General features: G+C 54.5%; 25 protein-coding genes. 13 read left to right on the forward strand and 12 right to left on the reverse strand.

The window, feature by feature from the left end:
• Positions 1–140: 140 nt before the first annotated feature.
• Complete coding sequence (gene zapE, locus ACUN8H_RS00355) at positions 141–1,325, reverse strand: cell division protein ZapE (protein WP_445530225.1); 1,185 nt, start codon at positions 1,323–1,325, stop codon at positions 141–143.
• 207 nt (positions 1,326–1,532) lie between these two features.
• On the opposite strand from zapE, the gene ACUN8H_RS00360 reads away from it, so the two are divergent.
• On the forward strand, positions 1,533–1,991 hold the full coding sequence (locus ACUN8H_RS00360; RefSeq protein ID WP_445530226.1) for a ZapG family protein: 459 nt from the start codon (positions 1,533–1,535) through the stop codon (positions 1,989–1,991).
• Positions 1,992–2,097: 106 nt separating this feature from the next.
• On the opposite strand, the gene ACUN8H_RS00365 is transcribed toward ACUN8H_RS00360, so the two are convergent.
• The gene (locus tag ACUN8H_RS00365) at positions 2,098–2,859 is read right to left on the reverse strand and encodes a Nif3-like dinuclear metal center hexameric protein (RefSeq protein ID WP_445530227.1); all 762 of its coding nucleotides are present in this window, start codon (positions 2,857–2,859) and stop codon (positions 2,098–2,100) included.
• Positions 2,860–3,015: 156 nt separating this feature from the next.
• Between ACUN8H_RS00365 and ACUN8H_RS00370 the strand changes: the two genes are divergently transcribed.
• On the forward strand, positions 3,016–4,284 hold the full coding sequence (locus tag ACUN8H_RS00370; RefSeq protein WP_445530228.1) for a Do family serine endopeptidase: 1,269 nt from the start codon (positions 3,016–3,018) through the stop codon (positions 4,282–4,284).
• A 41-nt stretch (positions 4,285–4,325) separates the two neighbouring features.
• On the opposite strand, the gene hisD is transcribed toward ACUN8H_RS00370, so the two are convergent.
• From hisD to ACUN8H_RS00415, 9 genes are all read right to left on the reverse strand, one after another.
• Positions 4,326–5,654, reverse strand: a complete 1,329-nt coding sequence (gene hisD, locus ACUN8H_RS00375; protein WP_445530229.1) for a histidinol dehydrogenase — start codon at positions 5,652–5,654, stop codon at positions 4,326–4,328.
• A 10-nt stretch (positions 5,655–5,664) separates the two neighbouring features.
• Positions 5,665–6,321, reverse strand: coding sequence for an ATP phosphoribosyltransferase (gene hisG, locus ACUN8H_RS00380; RefSeq protein ID WP_445530230.1), 657 nt, complete (start codon positions 6,319–6,321; stop codon positions 5,665–5,667).
• Between the two features lie 85 nt (positions 6,322–6,406).
• Positions 6,407–7,669: a UDP-N-acetylglucosamine 1-carboxyvinyltransferase gene (gene murA, locus ACUN8H_RS00385; RefSeq protein ID WP_445530231.1), complete on the reverse strand. Its 1,263-nt coding sequence runs from the start codon at positions 7,667–7,669 to the stop codon at positions 6,407–6,409.
• Positions 7,670–7,679: 10 nt separating this feature from the next.
• Positions 7,680–7,931 (reverse strand): BolA family protein, encoded by a 252-nt coding sequence (locus tag ACUN8H_RS00390; RefSeq protein ID WP_445530232.1) that lies wholly within the window; start codon positions 7,929–7,931, stop codon positions 7,680–7,682.
• A 93-nt stretch (positions 7,932–8,024) separates the two neighbouring features.
• Positions 8,025–8,363 carry an STAS domain-containing protein gene (locus ACUN8H_RS00395; protein ID WP_445530233.1) on the reverse strand — a complete coding sequence of 113 codons (339 nt, stop codon included), beginning with the start codon at positions 8,361–8,363 and terminating at the stop codon, positions 8,025–8,027.
• Positions 8,360–8,995, reverse strand: a complete 636-nt coding sequence (locus tag ACUN8H_RS00400) for an MlaC/ttg2D family ABC transporter substrate-binding protein (RefSeq protein ID WP_445531058.1) — start codon at positions 8,993–8,995, stop codon at positions 8,360–8,362. Before ACUN8H_RS00400 ends, ACUN8H_RS00395 begins: the two co-directional genes overlap by 4 nt.
• A gap of 72 nt (positions 8,996–9,067) precedes the next feature.
• A complete protein-coding gene (gene mlaD / locus ACUN8H_RS00405; protein WP_445530234.1) occupies positions 9,068–9,532 on the reverse strand; it encodes an outer membrane lipid asymmetry maintenance protein MlaD in 465 nt (154 codons plus the stop codon).
• A 16-nt stretch (positions 9,533–9,548) separates the two neighbouring features.
• Positions 9,549–10,349: a lipid asymmetry maintenance ABC transporter permease subunit MlaE gene (gene mlaE / locus ACUN8H_RS00410; RefSeq protein ID WP_445530235.1), complete on the reverse strand. Its 801-nt coding sequence runs from the start codon at positions 10,347–10,349 to the stop codon at positions 9,549–9,551.
• Between the two features lie 36 nt (positions 10,350–10,385).
• Positions 10,386–11,207: an ABC transporter ATP-binding protein gene (locus ACUN8H_RS00415; protein ID WP_445530236.1), complete on the reverse strand. Its 822-nt coding sequence runs from the start codon at positions 11,205–11,207 to the stop codon at positions 10,386–10,388.
• Positions 11,208–11,510: 303 nt separating this feature from the next.
• On the opposite strand from ACUN8H_RS00415, the gene ACUN8H_RS00420 reads away from it, so the two are divergent.
• The 10 genes from ACUN8H_RS00420 to ACUN8H_RS00465 all read left to right on the forward strand — a co-directional run bounded on the left by ACUN8H_RS00420 (position 11,511) and on the right by ACUN8H_RS00465 (position 18,689).
• Positions 11,511–12,497 carry a KpsF/GutQ family sugar-phosphate isomerase gene (locus tag ACUN8H_RS00420; protein ID WP_445530237.1) on the forward strand — a complete coding sequence of 329 codons (987 nt, stop codon included), beginning with the start codon at positions 11,511–11,513 and terminating at the stop codon, positions 12,495–12,497.
• Positions 12,498–12,546: 49 nt separating this feature from the next.
• Positions 12,547–13,089: a KdsC family phosphatase gene (locus tag ACUN8H_RS00425; RefSeq protein ID WP_445530238.1), complete on the forward strand. Its 543-nt coding sequence runs from the start codon at positions 12,547–12,549 to the stop codon at positions 13,087–13,089.
• Entirely contained in the window at positions 13,089–13,658 is a 570-nt protein-coding gene (gene lptC, locus ACUN8H_RS00430) for an LPS export ABC transporter periplasmic protein LptC (RefSeq protein WP_445530239.1), read from the forward strand. Before ACUN8H_RS00425 ends, lptC begins: the two co-directional genes overlap by 1 nt.
• Before the next feature lie 11 nt (positions 13,659–13,669).
• Positions 13,670–14,161 (forward strand): lipopolysaccharide transport periplasmic protein LptA, encoded by a 492-nt coding sequence (gene lptA / locus ACUN8H_RS00435; protein ID WP_445530240.1) that lies wholly within the window; start codon positions 13,670–13,672, stop codon positions 14,159–14,161.
• Positions 14,162–14,172: 11 nt separating this feature from the next.
• On the forward strand, positions 14,173–14,922 hold the full coding sequence (gene lptB, locus ACUN8H_RS00440; RefSeq protein ID WP_295707959.1) for an LPS export ABC transporter ATP-binding protein: 750 nt from the start codon (positions 14,173–14,175) through the stop codon (positions 14,920–14,922).
• 138 nt (positions 14,923–15,060) lie between these two features.
• The gene (locus ACUN8H_RS00445; protein WP_445530241.1) at positions 15,061–16,473 is read left to right on the forward strand and encodes an RNA polymerase factor sigma-54; all 1,413 of its coding nucleotides are present in this window, start codon (positions 15,061–15,063) and stop codon (positions 16,471–16,473) included.
• A 99-nt stretch (positions 16,474–16,572) separates the two neighbouring features.
• The gene (gene hpf, locus ACUN8H_RS00450) at positions 16,573–16,881 is read left to right on the forward strand and encodes a ribosome hibernation-promoting factor, HPF/YfiA family (RefSeq protein ID WP_007114683.1); all 309 of its coding nucleotides are present in this window, start codon (positions 16,573–16,575) and stop codon (positions 16,879–16,881) included.
• Between the two features lie 4 nt (positions 16,882–16,885).
• On the forward strand, positions 16,886–17,356 hold the full coding sequence (locus tag ACUN8H_RS00455) for a PTS sugar transporter subunit IIA (RefSeq protein ID WP_445530242.1): 471 nt from the start codon (positions 16,886–16,888) through the stop codon (positions 17,354–17,356).
• 88 nt (positions 17,357–17,444) lie between these two features.
• Positions 17,445–18,374: an RNase adapter RapZ gene (rapZ, locus tag ACUN8H_RS00460; protein ID WP_445530243.1), complete on the forward strand. Its 930-nt coding sequence runs from the start codon at positions 17,445–17,447 to the stop codon at positions 18,372–18,374.
• 45 nt (positions 18,375–18,419) lie between these two features.
• The gene (locus ACUN8H_RS00465) at positions 18,420–18,689 is read left to right on the forward strand and encodes an HPr family phosphocarrier protein (protein WP_445530244.1); all 270 of its coding nucleotides are present in this window, start codon (positions 18,420–18,422) and stop codon (positions 18,687–18,689) included.
• A gap of 15 nt (positions 18,690–18,704) precedes the next feature.
• Here the strand turns inward: ACUN8H_RS00465 and pmbA are convergent, their stop codons facing one another.
• Positions 18,705–20,045, reverse strand: a complete 1,341-nt coding sequence (gene pmbA / locus ACUN8H_RS00470) for a metalloprotease PmbA (RefSeq protein WP_445530245.1) — start codon at positions 20,043–20,045, stop codon at positions 18,705–18,707.
• A 108-nt stretch (positions 20,046–20,153) separates the two neighbouring features.
• Here pmbA and yjgA point away from each other — a divergent pair, with 108 nt between their 5' ends.
• A complete protein-coding gene (yjgA, locus tag ACUN8H_RS00475) occupies positions 20,154–20,687 on the forward strand; it encodes a ribosome biogenesis factor YjgA (RefSeq protein ID WP_445530246.1) in 534 nt (177 codons plus the stop codon).
• Positions 20,688–20,689 lie beyond the last annotated feature (2 nt).

The raw sequence follows: 20,689 nt of genomic DNA on the forward strand, positions 1-20,689 counted from the left end.
TACGGCGAAGCACCATCCCTATTCTTTTTGGTTGCAAGCAAACGCCAGCAACATGTAGCGAGGCGGCATTCTACAGCAAGGATAGCGACAAGTTAAGCCGTCTCGTCACTTTTTTACTTGTCCTGCGCCGACCTCAATTTTTAAGGTTTGTGCGCCAGTGCCAGATACTCCCTTGACTGCATTTCTTGCAAGCGAGAAAGGGTACGCTGGAACTCAAACGTCAGCTTGCCATCACTGTAAAGTTGCTCAATGCGCACTTCCGAAGACATCAGCAGTTTTACGCCACGATCATAAAATTCGTCCACCATATTGATAAACCGTCGCGCCTGATCATCCTCCTTGGCATTCATTTTTATAACATTGGAAACCAGCACGGTATGGAACTCTCGGGCCAACTCAATATAGTCATTTTGACTGCGTGGCCCATCGCATAGCTCGGCAAACTCAAACCAAGCAACATCGTCATGCAAACGGCGTGCTTTCAGTATCCGGTGGTTAATTTCCAACGAGGCCTCTGTCTCACCCTCTTGGCCCGCTATTTCCCGAAAGCTGCGTGAAAGCTCACGCTCTGCCAATTCATCAAGTGGCGAGTGAAAAATGGCCGTCCGCTCAAGTGCGCGTAGCCGGTAATCAACACCAGAGTCGACGTTGACCACGCTGCAATGACGCTTAACAAGCTCGATGGCAGGCAGAAAGCGTGCGCGCTGTAAGCCGTCTTTATAAAGATCATCAGGCACAATATTGGAGGTCGCCACCAGTACCACCCCCCGCTCGAAGAGGGCTTCAAGTAGGTTAGCCAGTATCATCGCATCGGTAATATCTTTGACAAAAAACTCGTCAAAACAAATCACGCGCGCCTCATTCGCAAATTTACTCGCAATAAGTGTGAGCGGGTTCTTTTCCCCCTTGTAATGCGTCAACTCGTTATGGACGCGCTGCATAAAGCGATGAAAGTGCGTACGCATTTTGTCTGGAAAAGGAAGCGACTCGTAGAACGTATCGACTAAGTAAGTTTTCCCGCGTCCAACCCCACCCCAAAAATAGAGCCCCTTCACCTGAGGCAATACGGGCTTGTCAGCAGAGGATGACTTTTTGCCCATCAAGCCTGCCATTTTGGCTTTCAACCCTTTGTGGGCGACCAACGTTTTCGGCACAGTCGTTGGTGCAGCGACTAGCTCCTCATAAAGTCGCTGGAGATGCGTAACGGCTTGCTCTTGTGCCGCATCATATTGAAAATCCTCACGCTCTAAATCTGCGCGATAGCGCTCAATAGGCGATGCGGGGCGTGTTTTGGACATTGCCCTCTCCGCCGATGTTGATGACATGCAATCGCCTCCCTCAGCATGTAAAGCAGCCGCCAGTGCAACGACTGGCAACACTAAGATGGCTGCGATTATACCCGTAGAGGCGTCTAAGCGCATGAGTGGATTGACCCAACCGGCTGAGTGACGCCTATAATGGCAGCCTGTTTAATTCAAAAACTGCTGGCTAATGCAGTCTGCGGTTATATTCAATGCGCCAGGGAGAACACTGTGGACGCAAGCTCACCATTAACCTTTGCCATTATCGGTTTTATCGTCGGTTTAATCGTTGGATTGGGCAGTTATCGCCTGTTCAGCAAAAGCCAGCGTGAGGCTGCTTCCATGCGTCAAAAGCTACTTGAACGTGAACATCAAATTGCTGAGATGAAAAACAGCGTGGGCAGCCATTTGACCGGAATTTACCAACGTCTAAGCAATATCCGCGACGAGGCTAACCAACTAGAGCTTCAACTGAAAGAGGATGCTGCAGAGTGGGATATTCGCGATGCGTCCCTTCAGCACAATCTGGATCTTTCTGGTATCGCTGCCAAGCCTGGCCAGCAAACGCAGGATGACAAGGCCCCCCTCGCGACACCGCTTGACTACGCTGATGGTAAGGGCGGTACGCTGTCAGAAGATTTTGGCTTGAAAAGTCATCAAGCGACGCCGCCTCAGCCACCGCGCTACTGACATTGATCAGCAGTGATTTCTATAAGTATTGACTTCGACAAGCACTGACTCATCCGGCCCCGATCACCGCCATCGCATTACTCAATGGCATAACGGGGCCATTTCTTTAGGCTGGGTTATCAATATCGACAAAGCGATGCTCAACGTCATACTCATCGCTTAACCACTCTCCCAGCGCCTGAACACCATAACGCTCAGTGGCGTGATGTCCTGCAGCGATATAGTGAATCCCCATTTCCCGCGCCAAATGCGTGGTTCGTTCTGATATTTCACCCGACACAAACACCTGCGCTCCCGACTCGAAGGCTGCCGTAATCATGTCTTGCGCGCCACCCGTACACCACGCAACGCGCTCGATATCGCCTACCTGGGGTGCCTCAATGATCAATGGCTGGCGCTGTAACGTATTCGCAATTTGCGCACCTAAAGCGCTGACCGAGAGCGGCTGGGCTAAACGCCCCGACCACAACACCCCTTCCCCCAGCTCACCATCCAGGCAACCCTCTACTTTCCATCCCAGTCTTCTGGCCAGCTCAGCGTTATTGCCCATCTCGGCATGCGCATCCAGCGGCAGGTGGTACGCCAGCAAGCTAATATCATTATCCAGCAGTGTTTTAATCCGTTTTTGCTTCATGCCGGTAATCGCAACGGGCTCGTTTTTCCAGAAATAGCCATGGTGCACCAGCACCATATCTGCCTGCCACGCAACGGCTTCATCCAAGAGGGCCTGACAAGCAGTCACCCCGGTCATCACGCGTTTAACCTGCTCACTTCCTGCCACCTGCAAACCGTTGATAGTAAAATCTTTAAACTGACCCGCACGCAGTTGATGATCGCAGGCGGCTACTAATTGATCCCGATGAATCATAAAGCGTCCCTTTGTTGGTTTAACTGAACTCAATGGACATCCGTCGCCACCACGATGGACCTCAAAAGCCTTTAGAAAGTGTTACCATTAGCCCATTGTAAAACTCGCTGCTTTTTATCGCGAACAGCGAGGCTGACCCGTTAAGGAATTTATTACATGCGCCGCTATGTGCTGCCTTACCTTTGGCCCGTTATTACTGGCGTACTGCTCGCTGTAGTGATATTGCTTGCACTTCCCGAGCAGCTTCCCAATCCCTTTAGCGACTTACCGCCCACGGCTTCTCAACCCCCTGCCCCGGTTATCTCTACGGCCCCGGCAGTGGTGGAGCCTAATCCTAATCGCCCGGCTCCAGAAATACATCAGGCGGCCCCACTCTCCCGCGACGAAGGCCCTGTAAGCTATTCAAGAGCTGTAGAACAAGCCGCACCGGCCGTTGTGAACATTTACTCTTCACGCATTGTGGAGCGTGATCAGCACCCGCTGATGTCGGATCCCTTTTTTCAGCAATTTTTTGATAGCCGGGGCGACGATGCCACTACGCATCAGCGGATGCTTTCCAGCTTAGGCTCCGGCGTCATTGTCAGTGAAGATGGCTACGTACTGACCAATCATCATGTGATCAACGGGGCAGACGAAATTCAGGTGGCGTTGCGCGATGGGCGCGAAACACTGGCAGAAGTGATTGGCACCGACCCTGAAAGTGATTTAGCGGTGTTGAGGATCAATCTTGACGATTTACCGGTGATTGAATTGACCGATTCGGCGGACGTTGCCGTCGGCGATGTCGCGCTTGCGATTGGCAACCCCTTCGGCGTGGGCCAGACAGTCACCATGGGTATTATTAGCGCTACGGGGCGCAACCACCTGGGGCTTAACGCCTATGAGGACTTCATTCAGACCGATGCCGCCATCAATCCAGGTAATTCTGGCGGCGCGCTGGTCAACCCTGACGGCGCCATGGTAGGCATTAATACCGCCATATTCTCACGCTCAGGGGGATCGCAAGGGATAGGTTTTGCGATTCCTGCCAATCTTGCTCATAGCATTTTAGATGAGCTGGTCACTCAGGGACGAGTGATTCGTGGCTGGCTGGGCATTGAAGCACAAGCGCTGTCGCGCGAACTTGCGGCCTCCTTTGGACTACAAACACCTCAAGGCGTCATCGTGGCCGGTGTTGTCAGCGGAGGGCCGGCGGCGCAAGCCGGGCTAGAGCCGGGTGACGTACTCCTCTCCGTCGACGGACAACCCATTTTAGATGCTCGCTCGACGATGAGTGAAATTGCGTCAATACAGCCTGGCACTTCTCTTCCGCTCACCATCGTACGTAGCGGCGAGCGCATGGAAATGACGCTTGAAGTGGGAGAGCGCCCGCTTCCCACCACTCCCATCAATGAAGAGATGCCCGGCCAACGCGACACACAATAAGGCGCGAGCGCGCCGGCGCGGGCAGCGGCAGGTGGCACCAATCAATCGCGAATACGGTACTCAGCCGAGCGAGCATGGGCAGTTAAAGATTCACCCCGCGCCAGTACCGAAGCGATTTTACCCAGCTCAGAAGCACCGTCGGCAGAACAGTGGATAATGGACGAGCGTTTCTGGAAATCATAAACGCCCAGGGGTGACGAGAAGCGCGCCGTGCCAGAGGTAGGCAGCACGTGATTAGGTCCTGCGCAGTAATCGCCCAATGCTTCAGCGGTATAACGCCCCATAAAGATTGCCCCAGCATGGCGGATATCATCCAGCCACGTCTCTGGCGCAGCGACCGAAAGCTCCAAATGCTCTGGGGCAATACGATTAATCAACGTCACTGCTTCTTGTGCATCGCTGCAGTGGATCAACGCCCCACGGCTACGCAACGACTCCCGTACAATGGCTTCGCGCTCCAGGGTAGGCAGTAATCGCTCAATCGCGGCCGCAACGGCTTCCAAATGGGCGGCGTCCCAACTGATCAGGATGGCCTGGGCATCCTCATCGTGCTCGGCTTGGGAGAAAAGATCCATGGCCAACCAGTCGGGATCGGTCTGCCCGTCGGAAACCACCATTATTTCCGAAGGACCAGCGATCATATCGATCCCCACCTGCCCAAACACGGCACGCTTAGCCGTGGCCACATAAATGTTACCGGGCCCCACGATTTTGTCGACACGGGGTACGCTCTCAGTGCCATAAGCAAGGGCTGCAACCGCCTGAGCACCACCAATGGTGAAAACATAATCGACACCAGCCAAGTGAGCCGCGGCCAATACCAGCTCATTGAGAACGCCATCGGGCGTAGGTACGACCATGACGATTTCACGCACACCGGCCACATGGGCAGGAATCGCGTTCATCAGCACCGACGAAGGATAGGCCGCCTTACCGCCGGGCACGTAAATACCTGCGCGGTCCAGTGGCGTGACTTTCTGACCCAGCACCGTACCGTCCGCCTCTTCATACTGCCAGGAACTGGGCTTTTGACGCTCGTGGTAGCGCTTAATACGCTCAGCGGCACTAGAGAGCGCTTCACGCTGCTCAGCAGGCAAGTGATCAAACGCCTGCTTAAGCTGCTCAGGCGTCAGCCGAAGCTCGCTCATCGAGGCAACGGCAAGACGATCAAAGCGGTTGGTGGCCTCAATCACGGCGGCGTCGCCGCGCAATTTGACACTGGCAAGAATTTCTTCGACGCGCGCCTGGACCGCCTTGTCAGATACCCCTTCCCAATCTAACAGCGCATCAAGCTGATCATGAAAATCTGCATCGCTTGTGGACAAGCGTGAAACAGTGGCATTACGGGGTTCGCTAATGGGATCGCTCATGGGTCACCTTCTATCCTTCGACAAGCTGGGCCTGACGCTTTTTAACCGCGCTATCTAGGCGGGCCAGTAACGGCTTTATGCGTTCATGCTTCATGGTCATGGCTGCTTTATTGACCACTAACCGGGTGCTGATATGCGCAATTAGCTCTCGTGGCTCCATACCATTTGCCCGCAGCGTATTGCCGGTATCAACGATATCAACAATTTCGTCCGCTAGGTTCATGAGAGGTGCCAGCTCCATTGCGCCATAAAGCTTGATCACTTCGGCCTGAATACCCTGCTCGGCGTAATAACGACGGGCCACATTAACGAATTTGGTGGCTACCCGGCGCCGGGCACGCGCAGGCAGCTGGCCAGTCACGCCCGCCGTCATTAATTTGCAGCGGGCAATTTCCAAATCCAGCGGTTCATAAAGCCCTTCAGCACCGTGCTCGAGCAGCACATCTTTACCAGCAATGCCGACATCCGCTGCACCCAACTGCACGTAAGTGGGCACATCGGTGGCACGGATAATCACCAGCTTCACGTCGGGCAAGTTGGTGTCAAAAAGCAGCTTTCGACTTTTGCTTAAATCTTCTGCGGGCGTAATGCCCGCATCGGCCAGCAAAGGCAGCGTCTCTTCCAGGATACGGCCCTTCGAGAGGGCTAAAATCAGTTGCTTACTCATCGTATAGGCCAGTCGTTAATAGCAGGCAGGATTAATACAGCTAGTCGCAAACACAGCTAGTCGCAAGCGAGTGAGGTCGCATGGTCTAGCCGGGAATACGGCGAATACGCGCACCCAGCAGCTGCAATTTCTCTTCGATGCATTCGTAGCCACGGTCAATGTGATAAATACGATCGACCAGCGTCTCGCCTTCGGCCATCATCGCTGCAATTACCAGCGACGCGGAAGCACGAAGATCGGTCGCCATGACGGGCGCCCCAGAAAGCTTCTCGACCCCTTCTATCAAAGCGGTATTGCCTTCCAGCACGATATTGGCGCCCATGCGATTAAGCTCTTGAACGTGCATAAAGCGGTTCTCAAAGATGGTTTCAACCACCCGTGAGTGGCCCACGGCGACGGCATTCATCGCCACGAACTGCGCCTGCATATCGGTAGGGAAAGCAGGGTAAGGCGCCGTGCGTATATTGACCGCCTTTGGCCGCTTGCCATGCATGTCCAGTGCAATCCAATCGTCGCCGCTGTTAATCTCAGCGCCCGCCTCTTCTAACTTGGCGATGACGGCATCCAGAATATCTGCACGAGTGCGCTTGACCTTCACTCGGCCTCCGGTCATGGCGGCCGCTACCAGGAAAGTACCTGTCTCGATGCGGTCAGGCATGACATCGTGTTCGCAGCCATGCAACTTCTCAACGCCCTCGATAGTAATCGTGTCGGTGCCGTGGCCGCTGATTTGCGCGCCCATTTTGATCAAACACTCGGCCAAGTCGACGATTTCAGGCTCGCGGGCAGCGTTTTCCAAAATAGTCGTGCCTTCCGCCAAGGTCGCGGCCATTAGCAGGTTTTCAGTACCGGTCACCGTCACGGTATCGAAGTAGATGGTAGCGCCCTTCAAACGACCATCTACCCGTGCGCGTATATAACCAGCTTCAACGCGAATCTCTGCGCCCATGGCCTCTAAACCACGAATATGCAGATCCACCGGCCGCGAACCAATCGCACAGCCGCCAGGCAACGACACGTCGGCTTTACCAAAGTGAGCAAGCAGCGGCCCCAGCACCAAGATGGAAGCACGCATCTTCTTGACCAGCTCATAAGGCGCATGGCACTGGGTCACTTGAGAACCATCTAACTGGATACTCAGCTTTTCGCCCATTACCGGCTCAACGCCCATGCGGCCAAGTAGCTCCAGGGTGGTGGTAATGTCCTGCAAGTGCGGCAAATTACTGATCACCACGGGGCCATCGGCCAAAAGGCTGGCACACAGAATAGGCAGCGCTGCGTTTTTGGCACCGCTCACCCACACTTCACCGTCCACCGAGCCATTGCCGGTAATGATTAATTTATCCATGGAGAGACCGTTATTGGACGTTTTCCGGTGCAGTTTGCCACTGCGCCGGAGTAAACGTTTTGATACTAATGGCGTGCAGCGCGCCAGAGGCGATCTCATCGCTAAGAGCAGCGTAAACAAGCTGTTGACGCTTGACCGGAGAGAGACCTTCAAAGGCATCACCAACCGCAATTACCTGAAAATTACAGCCTTCACCCTGGATATGGAACTGGCATCCATTAATACGGGATTCAAGCAGTGCTTTTACCTCGTTGGGTTGCATGGCGTAAAAAACTCCTTTGGGGTCGTCGTGACGAATAAGCGTAATAGGGTCGACATAATAAAGAAAAGCAGCGCGCTTGGCGATGGCGCCGCTTTAATCAGCCAACGTCGCTGACGGCTGGTCGATCAGTGCATCAAGCTCGGCTAATGAGGCGAGTCGACGTAAAGGGGCTGAAAAATGAATAGCCTGAACTTGGATTCCGCATTGCCTACATGTGCGGAGCCACTCAAAGAGTACGCTAATCGCAGCGCTACTGGCTTTTTCAACCTGGCTAAAATCCAAGGTCAGCAGGGTTAGCTCGGCGTGCTTTAGCCACGCAACACCGCTGGCAGCTAAATCGGCCGCCAGGGTGATATCCACATCACCCACTATTTGTAACTTAGTGCTTTCAGCCTCAACGGTGACACCGGGGCGCGAAAACAGCACCGTCACGCATCGCCCCCTTGTTCGAGTTCTTCAACGCCCACCTCAGGGGACCAGCCATCAATAACCGCATCATAATCGCGGTTGTTATCGCGCATGGCCTGGTCGAATTGGTTACGGAACGTCAGGCCCAGATTGATACCGTTGACAATCACATTGACCACGCGCCACTCACCGTCTGATAACCGCAGACTATAGCTAACCGGGTAGACTTGCCCGTTGCTCGCCACCACTTCCATGGCAACGCTGGCTTGATCTTCATAGCGCTGTGCCTGCTGGGCATCAAGTACGCGCAGCTCAGCATAATCAAACGTCACCAAACCGCGGGTATAAGTATCAATCAGGGTTTGGCGAAACACATCGGCAAAACGGCTGCGCTGTTCTGGTGTCGCGTTGCGGAAATAGTTACCCATCACGCTGGCGCCGATATAACGAAAATCTGCGACTTGGTCGAGATTGCTATCTACTAACGCCTCAAGCTCACCTAGGTTGTTGGCGTAATAATCTTTGCGCCCCTCAAGATCTGCCATGAGCGATTCAACATTTTCTCGAACCATCTCTTCAGGTGACTGCGATTGCGCCATGGCATGCAGCGGCATTAACAGCGCCACGATTACCATACCTAGCCAACGACCTAGCATCAGGTTTACTCCCTTCATAATCTTTATCTCCCTACCCATTATTTTTACAGGGTGAACACTTCGTTTGCAGCGTTAGTTGCTTGCCATATTGGACACAAATTGCTGAATAAGTTCTTCCAACACCAAGGCCGACTGAGTATCGCGAATCGTATCGCCATCCTCCAGCATATCCGGGTCCCCGCCCACACTTAAACCGATGTACTGCTCGCCTAACAGTCCCGCCGTGAGAATAGAGGCAATTGAGTCTCTTGAAAGCTGACCTTCAAGTTCACTATCGAGACTCAACACCACTCGCGCATCGTACCATTCAGTGTCTAATTCAATCGTTTCCACCCGCCCCACCGTCACGCCAGCCATGGTGACTCGAGCGCGGGGCTTTAAACCACCGATATTGGCAAAATTGGCCTCCAGCTGAAACGACTGTGCGGGCGCAGAGAGCGTGAGTCCGCTAACACGCAAGCCGAGGAATACTAGCCCCAAGATGCCAGCGATCATAAACAGACCAACACCGAACTCCATGGTTTTACTGCGTTTCATGAAACTGCTCCACCCATTAAAGACCGCCAAACATGACGGCAGTCAACATAAAATCAAGCCCCAAAACTGCAAGCGACGAATACACCACCGTCCGCGTCGTGGCACGCGATATTCCTTCCGACGTTGGCACCAAGTCATAGCCTTGAAAAACGGCAATCCAGGTAACCACTAGCGCAAACACAGCGCTTTTGATCATGCCGTTACCCACATCGTTGATAAACGCCACGTTGGCCTGCATGTTGCTCCAGTAGGAGCCCTCAAACACACCCAGCCACTCGACGCCCACCAAATAGCCACCCCAGATACCCACCACGCTGAACCCCACCGTTAGCAAGGGAAGGGACACGAAACCTGCCCATAGCCTAGGAGCCACCACTCGGCGCAACGGATCAACACCGATCATTTCCATGCTAGTCAGCTGCTCAGTGGCTTTCATCAGGCCAATTTCAGCGGTTAATGCCGAGCCCGCACGACCCGCAAACAGCAGCGCGGCCACGACCGGTGCCAGTTCGCGCAACAGCGACAGCGCCACCATCTGTCCAAGCGCCTGCTCAGCCCCGAAATCGACCAGTATGGTATAACCCTGAAGTGCCAGCACCATACCGATAAACAGCCCAGACACCAGCACGATGGCGAGGGAAAGCACACCCACAAAGTGCATCTGATGCAGCCACAATCGCCAACCTTCCCGGGAAGGCACACCAATGGCAGATTGAAAAAGAAATATGCCTGCTCGGCCTAATGCTTCCAGTAAATCGCACCCACGACGCCCCAGTCGGGTAATGCGCGCGGTGCCGTTAGAAAATTTTGACTGCATTTGTCCCTGCCCTGTATTTACCCTGCATTGAAGCAATTAGCCTGTCTTTGTCATCGGTGGCTTGCCCAAAATATCGCGATAAAACGCCTCGGCGGGATAGTGAAAGGGCACCGGGCCATCGGGCTCACCATGGATAAACTGGCTGACCCGTGGGTCCTGGTTGGTATCTAGCGTTTGCGGCGTACCATGGGCAACCACCTGACCATCAGCGATCAAATAGAGGTAGTCGGCAATACTTAGGGTCTCCTTGATGTCATGAGAGACCACCACGGACGTCAACTGCAACGCTTGATTGAGGCGCTTGATAAGTTGCACCAACACGCCCATTGAAATCGGATCCTGGCCTACGAAAGGTTCGTCGTACAGGATCAATTCGGGGTCTAGCGCCACCGCACGGGCCAACGCGACCCGACGTGCCATGCCCCCCGAAAGTTCCGCAGGCGTCAAATGGCGCGCCCCACGCAGCCCAACCGCCTGCAGCTTCAACAGCACCAGGTCGCGCACCATTGCATTGGGCAAATCGGTATGTACGCGCAACGGAAAAGCCACGTTTTCAAATACATTTAAATCAGAAAACAGCGCCCCGCTCTGGAACAGCATTCCCATCCGCTTGCGCAGGGCAAACAACGCCTTTCGGGAGAGCTGATGAACATCCTGCCCATCGATGACTATTCGCCCACGCTCGGGAGTCAACTGCCCCCCAATGAGCTTAAGCAAGGTGGTTTTACCGGTACCGCTCGGCCCCATGATGGCGGTTACCTTGCCGCGTGGAATCGTCATATTAACGCCGCGGAAAATCTCGTGCTCACCCCGCGAAAAATAGAGGTCTTCAATTTCAATAAAAGGCGCATCGGTCATGGATCAATTGACTCTTAACGGGGTGCAGCTTGGGCTAACCATCATACCCTATCTTGCTGCTACCGCGGTTATAAAACAGTGTTTCTAAAACATTATCAAACATTGTACTATAACGCTACAAAGCATTATGGAACGCTAAAGCATCGCAACGGGTCAGCAGGCGAAAGCGAATAAATAGCCAGTCGTTGGCAGAGGCAGATAAGCAACACTGCCTAAGGCCCAATTACTGCCTATTAGCGGTAGCAAAATGTTATTCTTGGCGGTTATCACTTTTTATTTGTTCATTGATTAAGAGAAAACGCTATGCGCCAGCCACTTGCCTCACCCAGCCTACTACGCGAAAGCGCGCTGCGTACGCTGCAAATTGAGCAGGCAGCGATTGGCGGCCTGCAAGCCAAGTTAGATGAAAGCTTCGACCGCGCCTGCGAGCTCATCCTGGCTTGCCAAGGCCGAGTGGTCGTCACCGGCATGGGCAAATCAGGACATATCGCTGGCAAGCTAGCGGCCACCCTTGCCAGCACCGGCACCCCGGCTTTTTTTGTTCACCCCGGCGAAGCTAGCCATGGTGATCTGGGCATGATTACGCGCGCCGATGTGGTGTTGGCGCTGTCAAACTCAGGTGAAACCGCCGAGGTCACCGCGCTTTTACCACTGCTTAAACGCCTGGGCACACCGCTTGTCAGCATGACAGGGCGCCCCACTTCCACGCTTGCCACCCATGCCGATGCGCACTTGAACAGCGGTGTTGAGCGTGAAGCATGCCCGCTCGACCTGGCCCCGACCAGCTCTACCACGGCCGCCCTGGCGCTTGGCGATGCCCTGGCCGTCGCATTGCTGGAAGCGCGCGGCTTTACCGCTGAAGATTTCGCGCTTTCTCATCCTGGCGGCAGCCTGGGCAAACGCTTGCTGCTACGCGTAAGAGACCTGATGCATGACGGCGCGCGCCTGCCACAAGTGCCACTGGGCAGCCCGCTGCGCGATGCGCTATTGGAAATTACCCGGCAAGGTCTAGGCTTTACGTGTGTGGTAGACAGTGATGGCCGCCTCGCCGGGGTCTACACCGACGGCGACCTGCGGCGCACGCTGGATCAGTTCGATAATCTACGCGAAATTTGCGTTGACGATGTCATGACGCGCCCTGGCAAGCGCATCGGCCCCGATGTGCTGGCAGCGGAGGCGGTACGCATTATGGAGGAGAGCCGCATTACGGCGCTGGCGGTAGTCGATGAGCAACAGCGCCCTATTGGGGCGCTCCATATGCATGACTTGCTCGCCAGCGGCGTCATTTAAACCAGCGGCGTTTATCATCAATTTGACCCATTAATATAACGGAGGCTCTATGACCCTACCTGTCGCGCTACTTGATCGACTCCGCCGTGTTCGCCTATTGGCGCTGGACGTTGACGGCGTCCTCACCGATGGTCGCCTCTATTTCCAGGCCGACGGCATCGAAATCAAAGCCTTCCATACGCAAGATGGTCATGGCCTGAAACTACTCAAGCGCGTGGGTATCCATGTTGCGCTGGTGACCGGCCGTGACTCCCCCATGGTTAGCCAGCGTGCGGCTTCGCTTGGCATTGATCTGGTGCATCAAGGTTGCGAAGACAAGCTCGCTACGTTGCGCGGGCTTTGCCAGCGTCTCGATATTGAGTTGGAGCAAGTTGCCTACTGCGGTGACGATCTACCGGACTTGGCAGCCATCAAGCGTTGCGGCATCGGCATCACCGTTCCCAATGCGCCAGATTACATGCACACCCACGCCGACTGGATCACCGACCGCCTAGGCGGGCACGGCGCAGTGCGTGAAATTTGTGACACGCTGCTAGAGTCGCAAGGGCACTGGGGCGCAGTGCTGGATACTTACCTGCACGGTCGCACGTAATGACTAAACGGTTTAAAACACGCGCCTGGCTAGCCGGGCTGGTAATGGCGTTGGGCGCCTTGCTGGTTTGGCTCGACCCGCGTGGGCCCCAAGACACGACTATCGATCCCGAAGCGCAGGCCCAAGAACCAGGCCACGTGTTGGAAAACGCTGAGATAACCCTGTTCGGCGATAATGGCAAAATATTACAGGCGCTTAAAACACCGCGCCTGATCCATACGCCGCAACAAAGCGAAACTTGGACGGAAGAACCCGAAGCCATTTTATACGACAGCGAAAACCGTCAATGGCTGGCCAGCGCCGATATTGGCACCCTTAACACGGCCACCCAGGCCTTGCTGTTGTCAGGATCAGCCCGCCTGATCGCACCGGATGAGGGTTGGCAGTTAGATACTGAATTATTGCACTATGACGGACTAAACCAACATGCGTGGAGCGAAACACCGGTGCTGCTGCAACAGCCGCCCCAGCAAATGAGCGCGTCACGGATGGATGCTTGGCTTAACGAAAGCCAAGTTCGCCTAACGGATAATGTACGTGGCTCGCACCCTCCGGCCACGCAACGCTAACAGGATTCGCCATGAAAACACTGCTATCTACTGCCCTATTTGCCTTAGCGCTGCCGCTCTCGGCCCTGGCCCAAAACAGTCAGGCCCCGGTGGAAGTCGAAGCCGATCGTTTAGATCTTGATCAGCGCGCGGGTACCGCTGTCTACAGCGGCGATGTCAACATCCGTCAAGGTGAAATGCAGTTACGAGGCGATCGTGTAGAGATCGAACGCAATGAGGCAGGTGAGCTCTCCCGCGCCACCTCGACCGGTGAACGCGCCTACTTGCGCCATCAGGTCGAAGGGCAAGAAGGTCCTACGGAAGGCTGGGCAAGGCGCATTATTTATCATGTCGCCGAGCGTCGGGTCGAGCTGATAGACCAAGCCGAATTGATCCAACAAGCAGATACCTTTACCGGCGGTCGTCTTGAATATTTCATTGACCGTGAAGTGATCCAAGCGCGCTCTGACGTAGACGGCAGCGAACCCCAGCGTATCCGCATGACGCTTCAGCCCGAACAATAGGGAGCCACGCTTTGGCAACTACAGACACTGCGCCCATCAAAACCTTGTATGCCCACCACTTGGCCAAAAGCTACAAACGTCGCCGGGTGGTCAAAGACATTAATTTAGAGATTTCCCAAGGCAGCGTGGTTGGCTTGCTCGGCCCCAACGGCGCGGGCAAAACCACCTCGTTTTATATGATCGTGGGGCTGGTAAAATCCGATGCAGGCAAAGTGGGCATCGACGAGGTAGACCTCACCCGCGCTCCCATGCATGAGCGTGCAGCGGCGGGGATTGGCTACCTGCCACAAGAGGCGTCGATTTTCCGTAAATTATCGGTCGCCGATAATATTATGGCGATACTTGAAACGCGCAAAGAGCTTAACCGCAGCGATCGCGAGCAGCGCCTGGAGGCACTGCTAGAAGACTTCCATATCACGCATATTCGCGACAACCTGGGCATGAGCCTTTCAGGCGGCGAACGCAGGCGAGTAGAAATAGCTCGCTCACTAGCCACGGAACCCGCCTTTATATTATTGGATGAGCCGTTTGCTGGCGTTGACCCCATTTCGGTCGGCGAGATTAAAACCATCATCCGGGCTCTTAAGCAGCGTCATATTGGCGTACTCATCACTGACCACAACGTGCGCGAAACGCTCGACATCTGCGATATCGCCTACATCGTGGGCGATGGGCAGATCATCGCCAGCGGCTCAACCGAATCGATTCTGACTAACCAAAAAGTGAGAGACGTTTATTTAGGCGCTGATTTTCGCCTCTGAGTTGATTTTTGCATCTAAACTTTTTGCCTCTAAATCGTGTTCCACAACAACTTTACTACCAATGGCATGCTTATTGCACTTGCGCCCAGGAGCTACTCACACTAGGGTGGAGCATTCTGATTAACGAGTGGTTCTCAGATGGTCATGAAAGCTTCTCTCCAACTGCGTATCGGCACACAGCTAACCATGACGCCTCAGCTGCAGCAGGCGATTGCCCTGCTACAGCTGTCAACGCTGGACCTCCGTCAAGAAATTCAGCAGGCCTTGGATGCCAATCCCCTGCTGGAACAGGAAGATGAATTTAGCGAGCAGGCCGTCAGCGAGACTAAAGAGGAAGAGTGGTCAGAGAGTATTCCTACCGAATTATCCGTCGACAGCGACTGGTCTGACACCTATCAAGACGTTGGCACTCACAGCGGCAGCAGCGAAGGCCCTGACTTCGAGCGTCAGGCGGCTGGCCAGAGTCTTCATGGGCACTTGCTGTGGCAACTTGCGATGACCGATTTTGGTGCCAGGGAGCAGCTAGTCGCAGAAAGCCTAATCGATGCGCTTGACGCGAATGGCTACTTAACCCAGCCGCTTAATGACATCCGTGAAGGGCTTCGCGACCAGGGAATCGAAGGGCTCAGCCAGCGCGAAGTAGAAACCATTCTACTTAAACTCCAGCAGTTCGAGCCCACGGGGATATTTGCCCGCGACTTGCGGGAGTGCTTAATGCTGCAGTTGGCTGCCCTGCCCGATAACACACCACTACTGGTGCCCGCTCGTCGCTTAGTGCGTCAATTTCTTGAAGCATTGGGTAAAGACGACATACGTTTGCTCAAGCGCCGCCTGGGGCTCGATGACGCCCAATTGGCGGATGTCATTCTGCTAATACGCAGTCTTGATCCCCGCCCAGGCAGCGCCTATGGCGATACCGACGACAGCTACGTAACGCCGGATCTCGTCGTACGCCATGACCATGAAGGCTGGCACTTAGAACTCAACCCAGAGGCCCTGCCAAGACTGCGCATTCAGCCCGATTACGCCAGCCTGATCAAACGTGCTGACAAAAGCCAAGACAACCAGTTTTTGAAAGAGCACCTGCAAGAAGCACGCTGGCTGATCAAAAGCCTCTCTAGTCGCAACGATACCTTGCTGCGGGTTGGCCGCGAAATTGTCACACGACAAATTGGCTTTTTAGAACATGGCGAAGAAGCCATGAAACCGCTTATTCTGGCCGATATCGCCGAAGCCGTCGAAATGCACGAGTCGACAATCTCCCGAGTAACCACTCAGAAATTTATTCATACGCCTCGGGGCGTTTTTGAGCTCAAATACTTTTTTTCAAGCCAAGTCAGCGGCCAGGACGGTGACAGCCACTCAAGCACCGCGATCCGCGCCCGCCTTAAGAAGCTAATTCAAGAGGAACCGCCCGGCAAACCACTTTCTGATAGTCGTTTAGTAACACTATTAGGCGAGGGGGGAATTCAGGTAGCCCGCCGTACGGTGGCAAAATATCGCGAAGCGATGGGCATTCCCTCTTCCAGTGAACGCCGTCGCTTACGCTAGCGCTGGTCAACGTTTAAGGGGAAACTCTCGACAAGGGCTTTGCAATACGGCAAAAAGGGTTACAATCGAAGTACAGTCCGATGGATAAGGAGTACGTCAATGCAAGTTAATATCACTGGTCATCACGTAGAACTGACTGACGCCTTGCGTGACTATGTCAACGAAAAGCTTGAACGTGTAGAGCGCCATTACGACAATATAACCACGGTGCAAGTCACCCTATCGGTGGAGAAAGAGCGCCAGCAAGCCGCCTGTACACTGCATGCAGCAGGGGCTGATTTACATGCCGAAGCCCTAGACAGTGATATGTACGCCGCCATTGACGCGTTAGCGGACAAAATTGACCGTCAACTTGTTAAACATAAGGAAAAAGCACAAGCTCGCGCCCAAGGCGCTGGCGTGCGTTAATTCAATGACGTTGGAAACCATACTCCCCCCGGAACGGGTTCTTTTTGACGTCCCCGGGGGCAGCAAAAAAAGGGTGCTGGAGTTTTTCAGCACCTTTATTGCCCAAAATACTCCCAGCCTGGACAGCCAAGAAGTGTTCAGCCGCTTAATCGGCCGCGAGCGCTTGGGCAGCACCGGCATTGGTAATGGCGTGGCTATCCCTCATGCGCGTAGCCCACACTGCACTACTCCCATTGCGGGGTTTTTAAAGCTCACAGAAGCCATTGATTTTGACGCCATCGACGGCGACCCCGTTGACTTGGTATTCGTATTATTGGTGCCAGAGGAAGCGGATGACACGCATCTCTCACTGCTTGGGCAAGTCGCCACCATTATGAACGATTCAGGTACCCGTCAGCAGCTACGTAAAGCAGGCAGCCAGCGCGAATTACTTGAGTTACTTACCGCCAAAATTCGTGATCAAACCTCCCCGTAATAGCCTGAGGCCTGCAGTACCTTATGGCGGGGAAGTTTAACTTCACCACCCTCAACGCAGCTTGCTGATCAAAGCAAAGAGAGACTCTATGCAACTTGTGATCATTAGCGGCCGCTCTGGTTCAGGTAAATCTATCGCCTTACAAGCGCTTGAGGACCTTGGCTATTATGCGATTGATAACCTCCCTGCCATGCTGCTGGGCTCGTTGGTGGACCAACTACGCGACCAAGGCGACCGTGCCCATTTAGCGGTCAGCATTGACGCGCGCAACTTGCCTGGCGCCTTGGAACGACTGCCCTCTATGTTAGAGGAGCTGCGGCAACGTAAGATTAATTTTCAAGTGATCTATTTGACCACGGATGCGCGCATATTACTTGAGCGTTACTCCGCCACTCGTCGTCGCCACCCGCTAACGCGCGACAGCGAAATGACACTTGAAGAAGCCATCAATAAAGAAGAAGAGACGCTACACGATATTCGTGATCTGGCTGATTTATTGATCGATACTTCACGGCTATCGGTTCACGATTTACGCCGCCGGATTACCGACCAAGTGGCACATCAACGGCGCGATAAGCTCACACTGACACTGGAGTCGTTTGGTTATAAGCGTGGGGTTCCGCTGGATGCTGACTTGGTTTTCGACGTACGTTGCCTACCTAATCCTTACTGGGATCCTACCCTTCGCCAATTCACAGGTCGCGATGCCAATATAGTGGCCTTCTTAAGCGGCTACCCTATCGTGGACGCCATGAGTAACGATATTCAGGCTTGGCTTGAGCGCTGGCTACCCGCTTATCAAGATAGCCAACGCAGCTACATGACTATTGCGATTGGCTGCACGGGCGGGCAACACCGCTCGGTCTATATGGTTGAACAGTTAGCAGAGCGATTAGTACACAGCATGGGCGAAATTCAACTGCGTCACCGCGAATTAGGTCTGCAGTACACATTAAGCGAACAGCCAGCTGCTCCGCCTGCTGCTACTCAAACCGGCGAGCAGCCAGCAACGTCTTAAGCGCATCTACCCATTAATGACACCACTCGGCGAAAAGGAACCAGGGTGCCAGAAAGAATACTTACACTGACCAATCAACGTGGCTTACACGCACGCGCGGCAACCAAACTGGTTAAATGCGGCCAACTATTCACGGCAACCATTCGCGTTCACAAACAGCAACAGGTAGCTGACGCGGCTAATATCATGTCGCTGCTCATGCTGGCCGCCCCTTATGGCACGGAGCTAACCATTAACGCCGAAGGTGATGACGCCGAACAGGCGCTTGATGCTATTCAAGCGCTGTTCGATGCTCGCTTTGAAGAAGATCAGTAGCCGTCTTCTAACGGGTTAGTCACCAGCCACCGTCATGGCATCAATCAACCAGCTACCCGTGTGCACACTGCCGCGGGTATCGGTGTCATCACCGATACCGACCAACCCAGCAAACATCCGCTCCAGGTTCCCGGCAATGGTGAACTCCTCGATCGGATACTGCACTTTCCCGTTTTCGACCCAAAAGCCTGCTGCGCCGCGGGAGTAGTCACCGGTAACGCCGTTAACGCCCTGCCCCATCAATTCTGTTACCCAAATACCCCGTCCCATCTCTTGCAGCAGGCTTTCGCGTGATTGCAGCGGCGCCGCTAAACGCACGTTGCGCGCCCCGCCAGCGTTACCCGTCGTTTGCATCCCCAGCCGGCGAGCGCTGTAGGAGGAAAGCATATAGCTGGCAATGCGGCCTTGATCGATAAAGCGATTGTTACGGGTTTGTACCCCATCGCCATCGAATGGCGAACTGGCCGTTGCACCGATCTCCATTGGCCGCTCTTCCAAACTGAACCAATTAGGAAACAGCGGCGTGTCGAGCCGGTCATACAAAAACGAGGCTTGCCGATATAAAGCGCCGCCTGCCAAGCCGCCTAGCAAGTGCCCGATCAAGCCACTGGAGAGCGAGGGGTCAAACAGTACCGGGAAAGTACCCGTTGGCGGACGCTGGGCCCCCAGTCTGCGCAGCGTACGCGCAGCCGCTTCGCGCCCTACCTCGCTAGGGTCACGCAACGCCTTCGGGTCGCGTGCAGAGGTGTAGTCGTAGTCGCGCTGCATACCGCTCGCATCCTGGGCGATCAGCATGCACGACAGCGAATGGCTACTGCCTTTTTGAGTGCCCAGAAAACCGTGGCTATTGGCATAAACGCGCACGCCTTCGCCACTCGAGAGTGACGCGCCATCTGACTGGGAGATACCGTCAACGTCACGCCCCGCCTGTTCACAGGCAAGCGCCAGCTCAATCGCTTCATCCGTGGTCAGCGACCAAGGATAATGCACTTTTAAATCCGGCAGCTCAGAAGCCATTAGTGATGCATCGGCCAATCCTGCGGCGGGGTCTTCTCCGGTATAACGGGCAATCGCCAGTGCTTTTTCAACTGCTGCCTGGATCGAAGCGCTGCTGGCATCCGTCGAAGATGCACTGCCTTTACGCTGGCCGACGTAGAGTGTCACGGCAATGCCCTGGTCACGCGATAACTCGACCGTTTCCACTTCCCCCAGGCGAACGCTAACGCCGATGCCCTGATCAACGCTTGCGCCCACTTCAGCGGCATCTGCGCCCAACCGCTTTGCCAACGTTAATGCCTCTTCGGCCCGCGCGGTCAGTAACGACTGCTGCGCGTTTGCATCAAATGCCTGTGCCATATGGCCTCCTTTTCCACCGACTGTCTTTCAACAGAATGTCTTCGGCGAATCAATGTTGTTCTCGCAGCTGGTATAATGCCGCAACGAATCTTGTCTATGAGTCACACTATGCGTAAGCAACGTCCCGATACCGTCCCAAGTACTAATGAACTAGAAGAGCAGGAAGAACGCCCAAGCAAGTCGCAACTCAAACGTGAAATGCATGCCTTGCAGGCATTGGGGGAAACGTTAATCGCTATGCGACCGGCCGAACGCGCCCGTTTTCCCCTGTCCGATGATATGTTGCGCGCCATTGAGGAAACCTCGCGCATTCGTTCCCATGAAGGCCGCCGCCGTCACATGCAGTATGTCGGCAAACTGATCCGTAAAGAGGACCTTACGGCCATTCAAGGCGTGTTCGACGCCATTGACCAAGAGCAGGAGCAGCGCGACCACGCGTTTCACCGCCTCGAAAAATGGCGTGATCGCTTAATTGACGAAGGCGATGCCGCGGTCGACCAGTTTATGGCCGAGTATCCGAATGCGGATCGCCAGACGCTTCGCCAACTAATTCGCAATGCCCAGCGAGAACGCGAACAAGATAAACCTCCCACCAGCTCGCGCAAACTATTCAAACACTTGCGCGAAACGCTCGCGCTTTGACG

It is taken from the genome of Vreelandella sp. V005 (assembly GCF_052645115.1).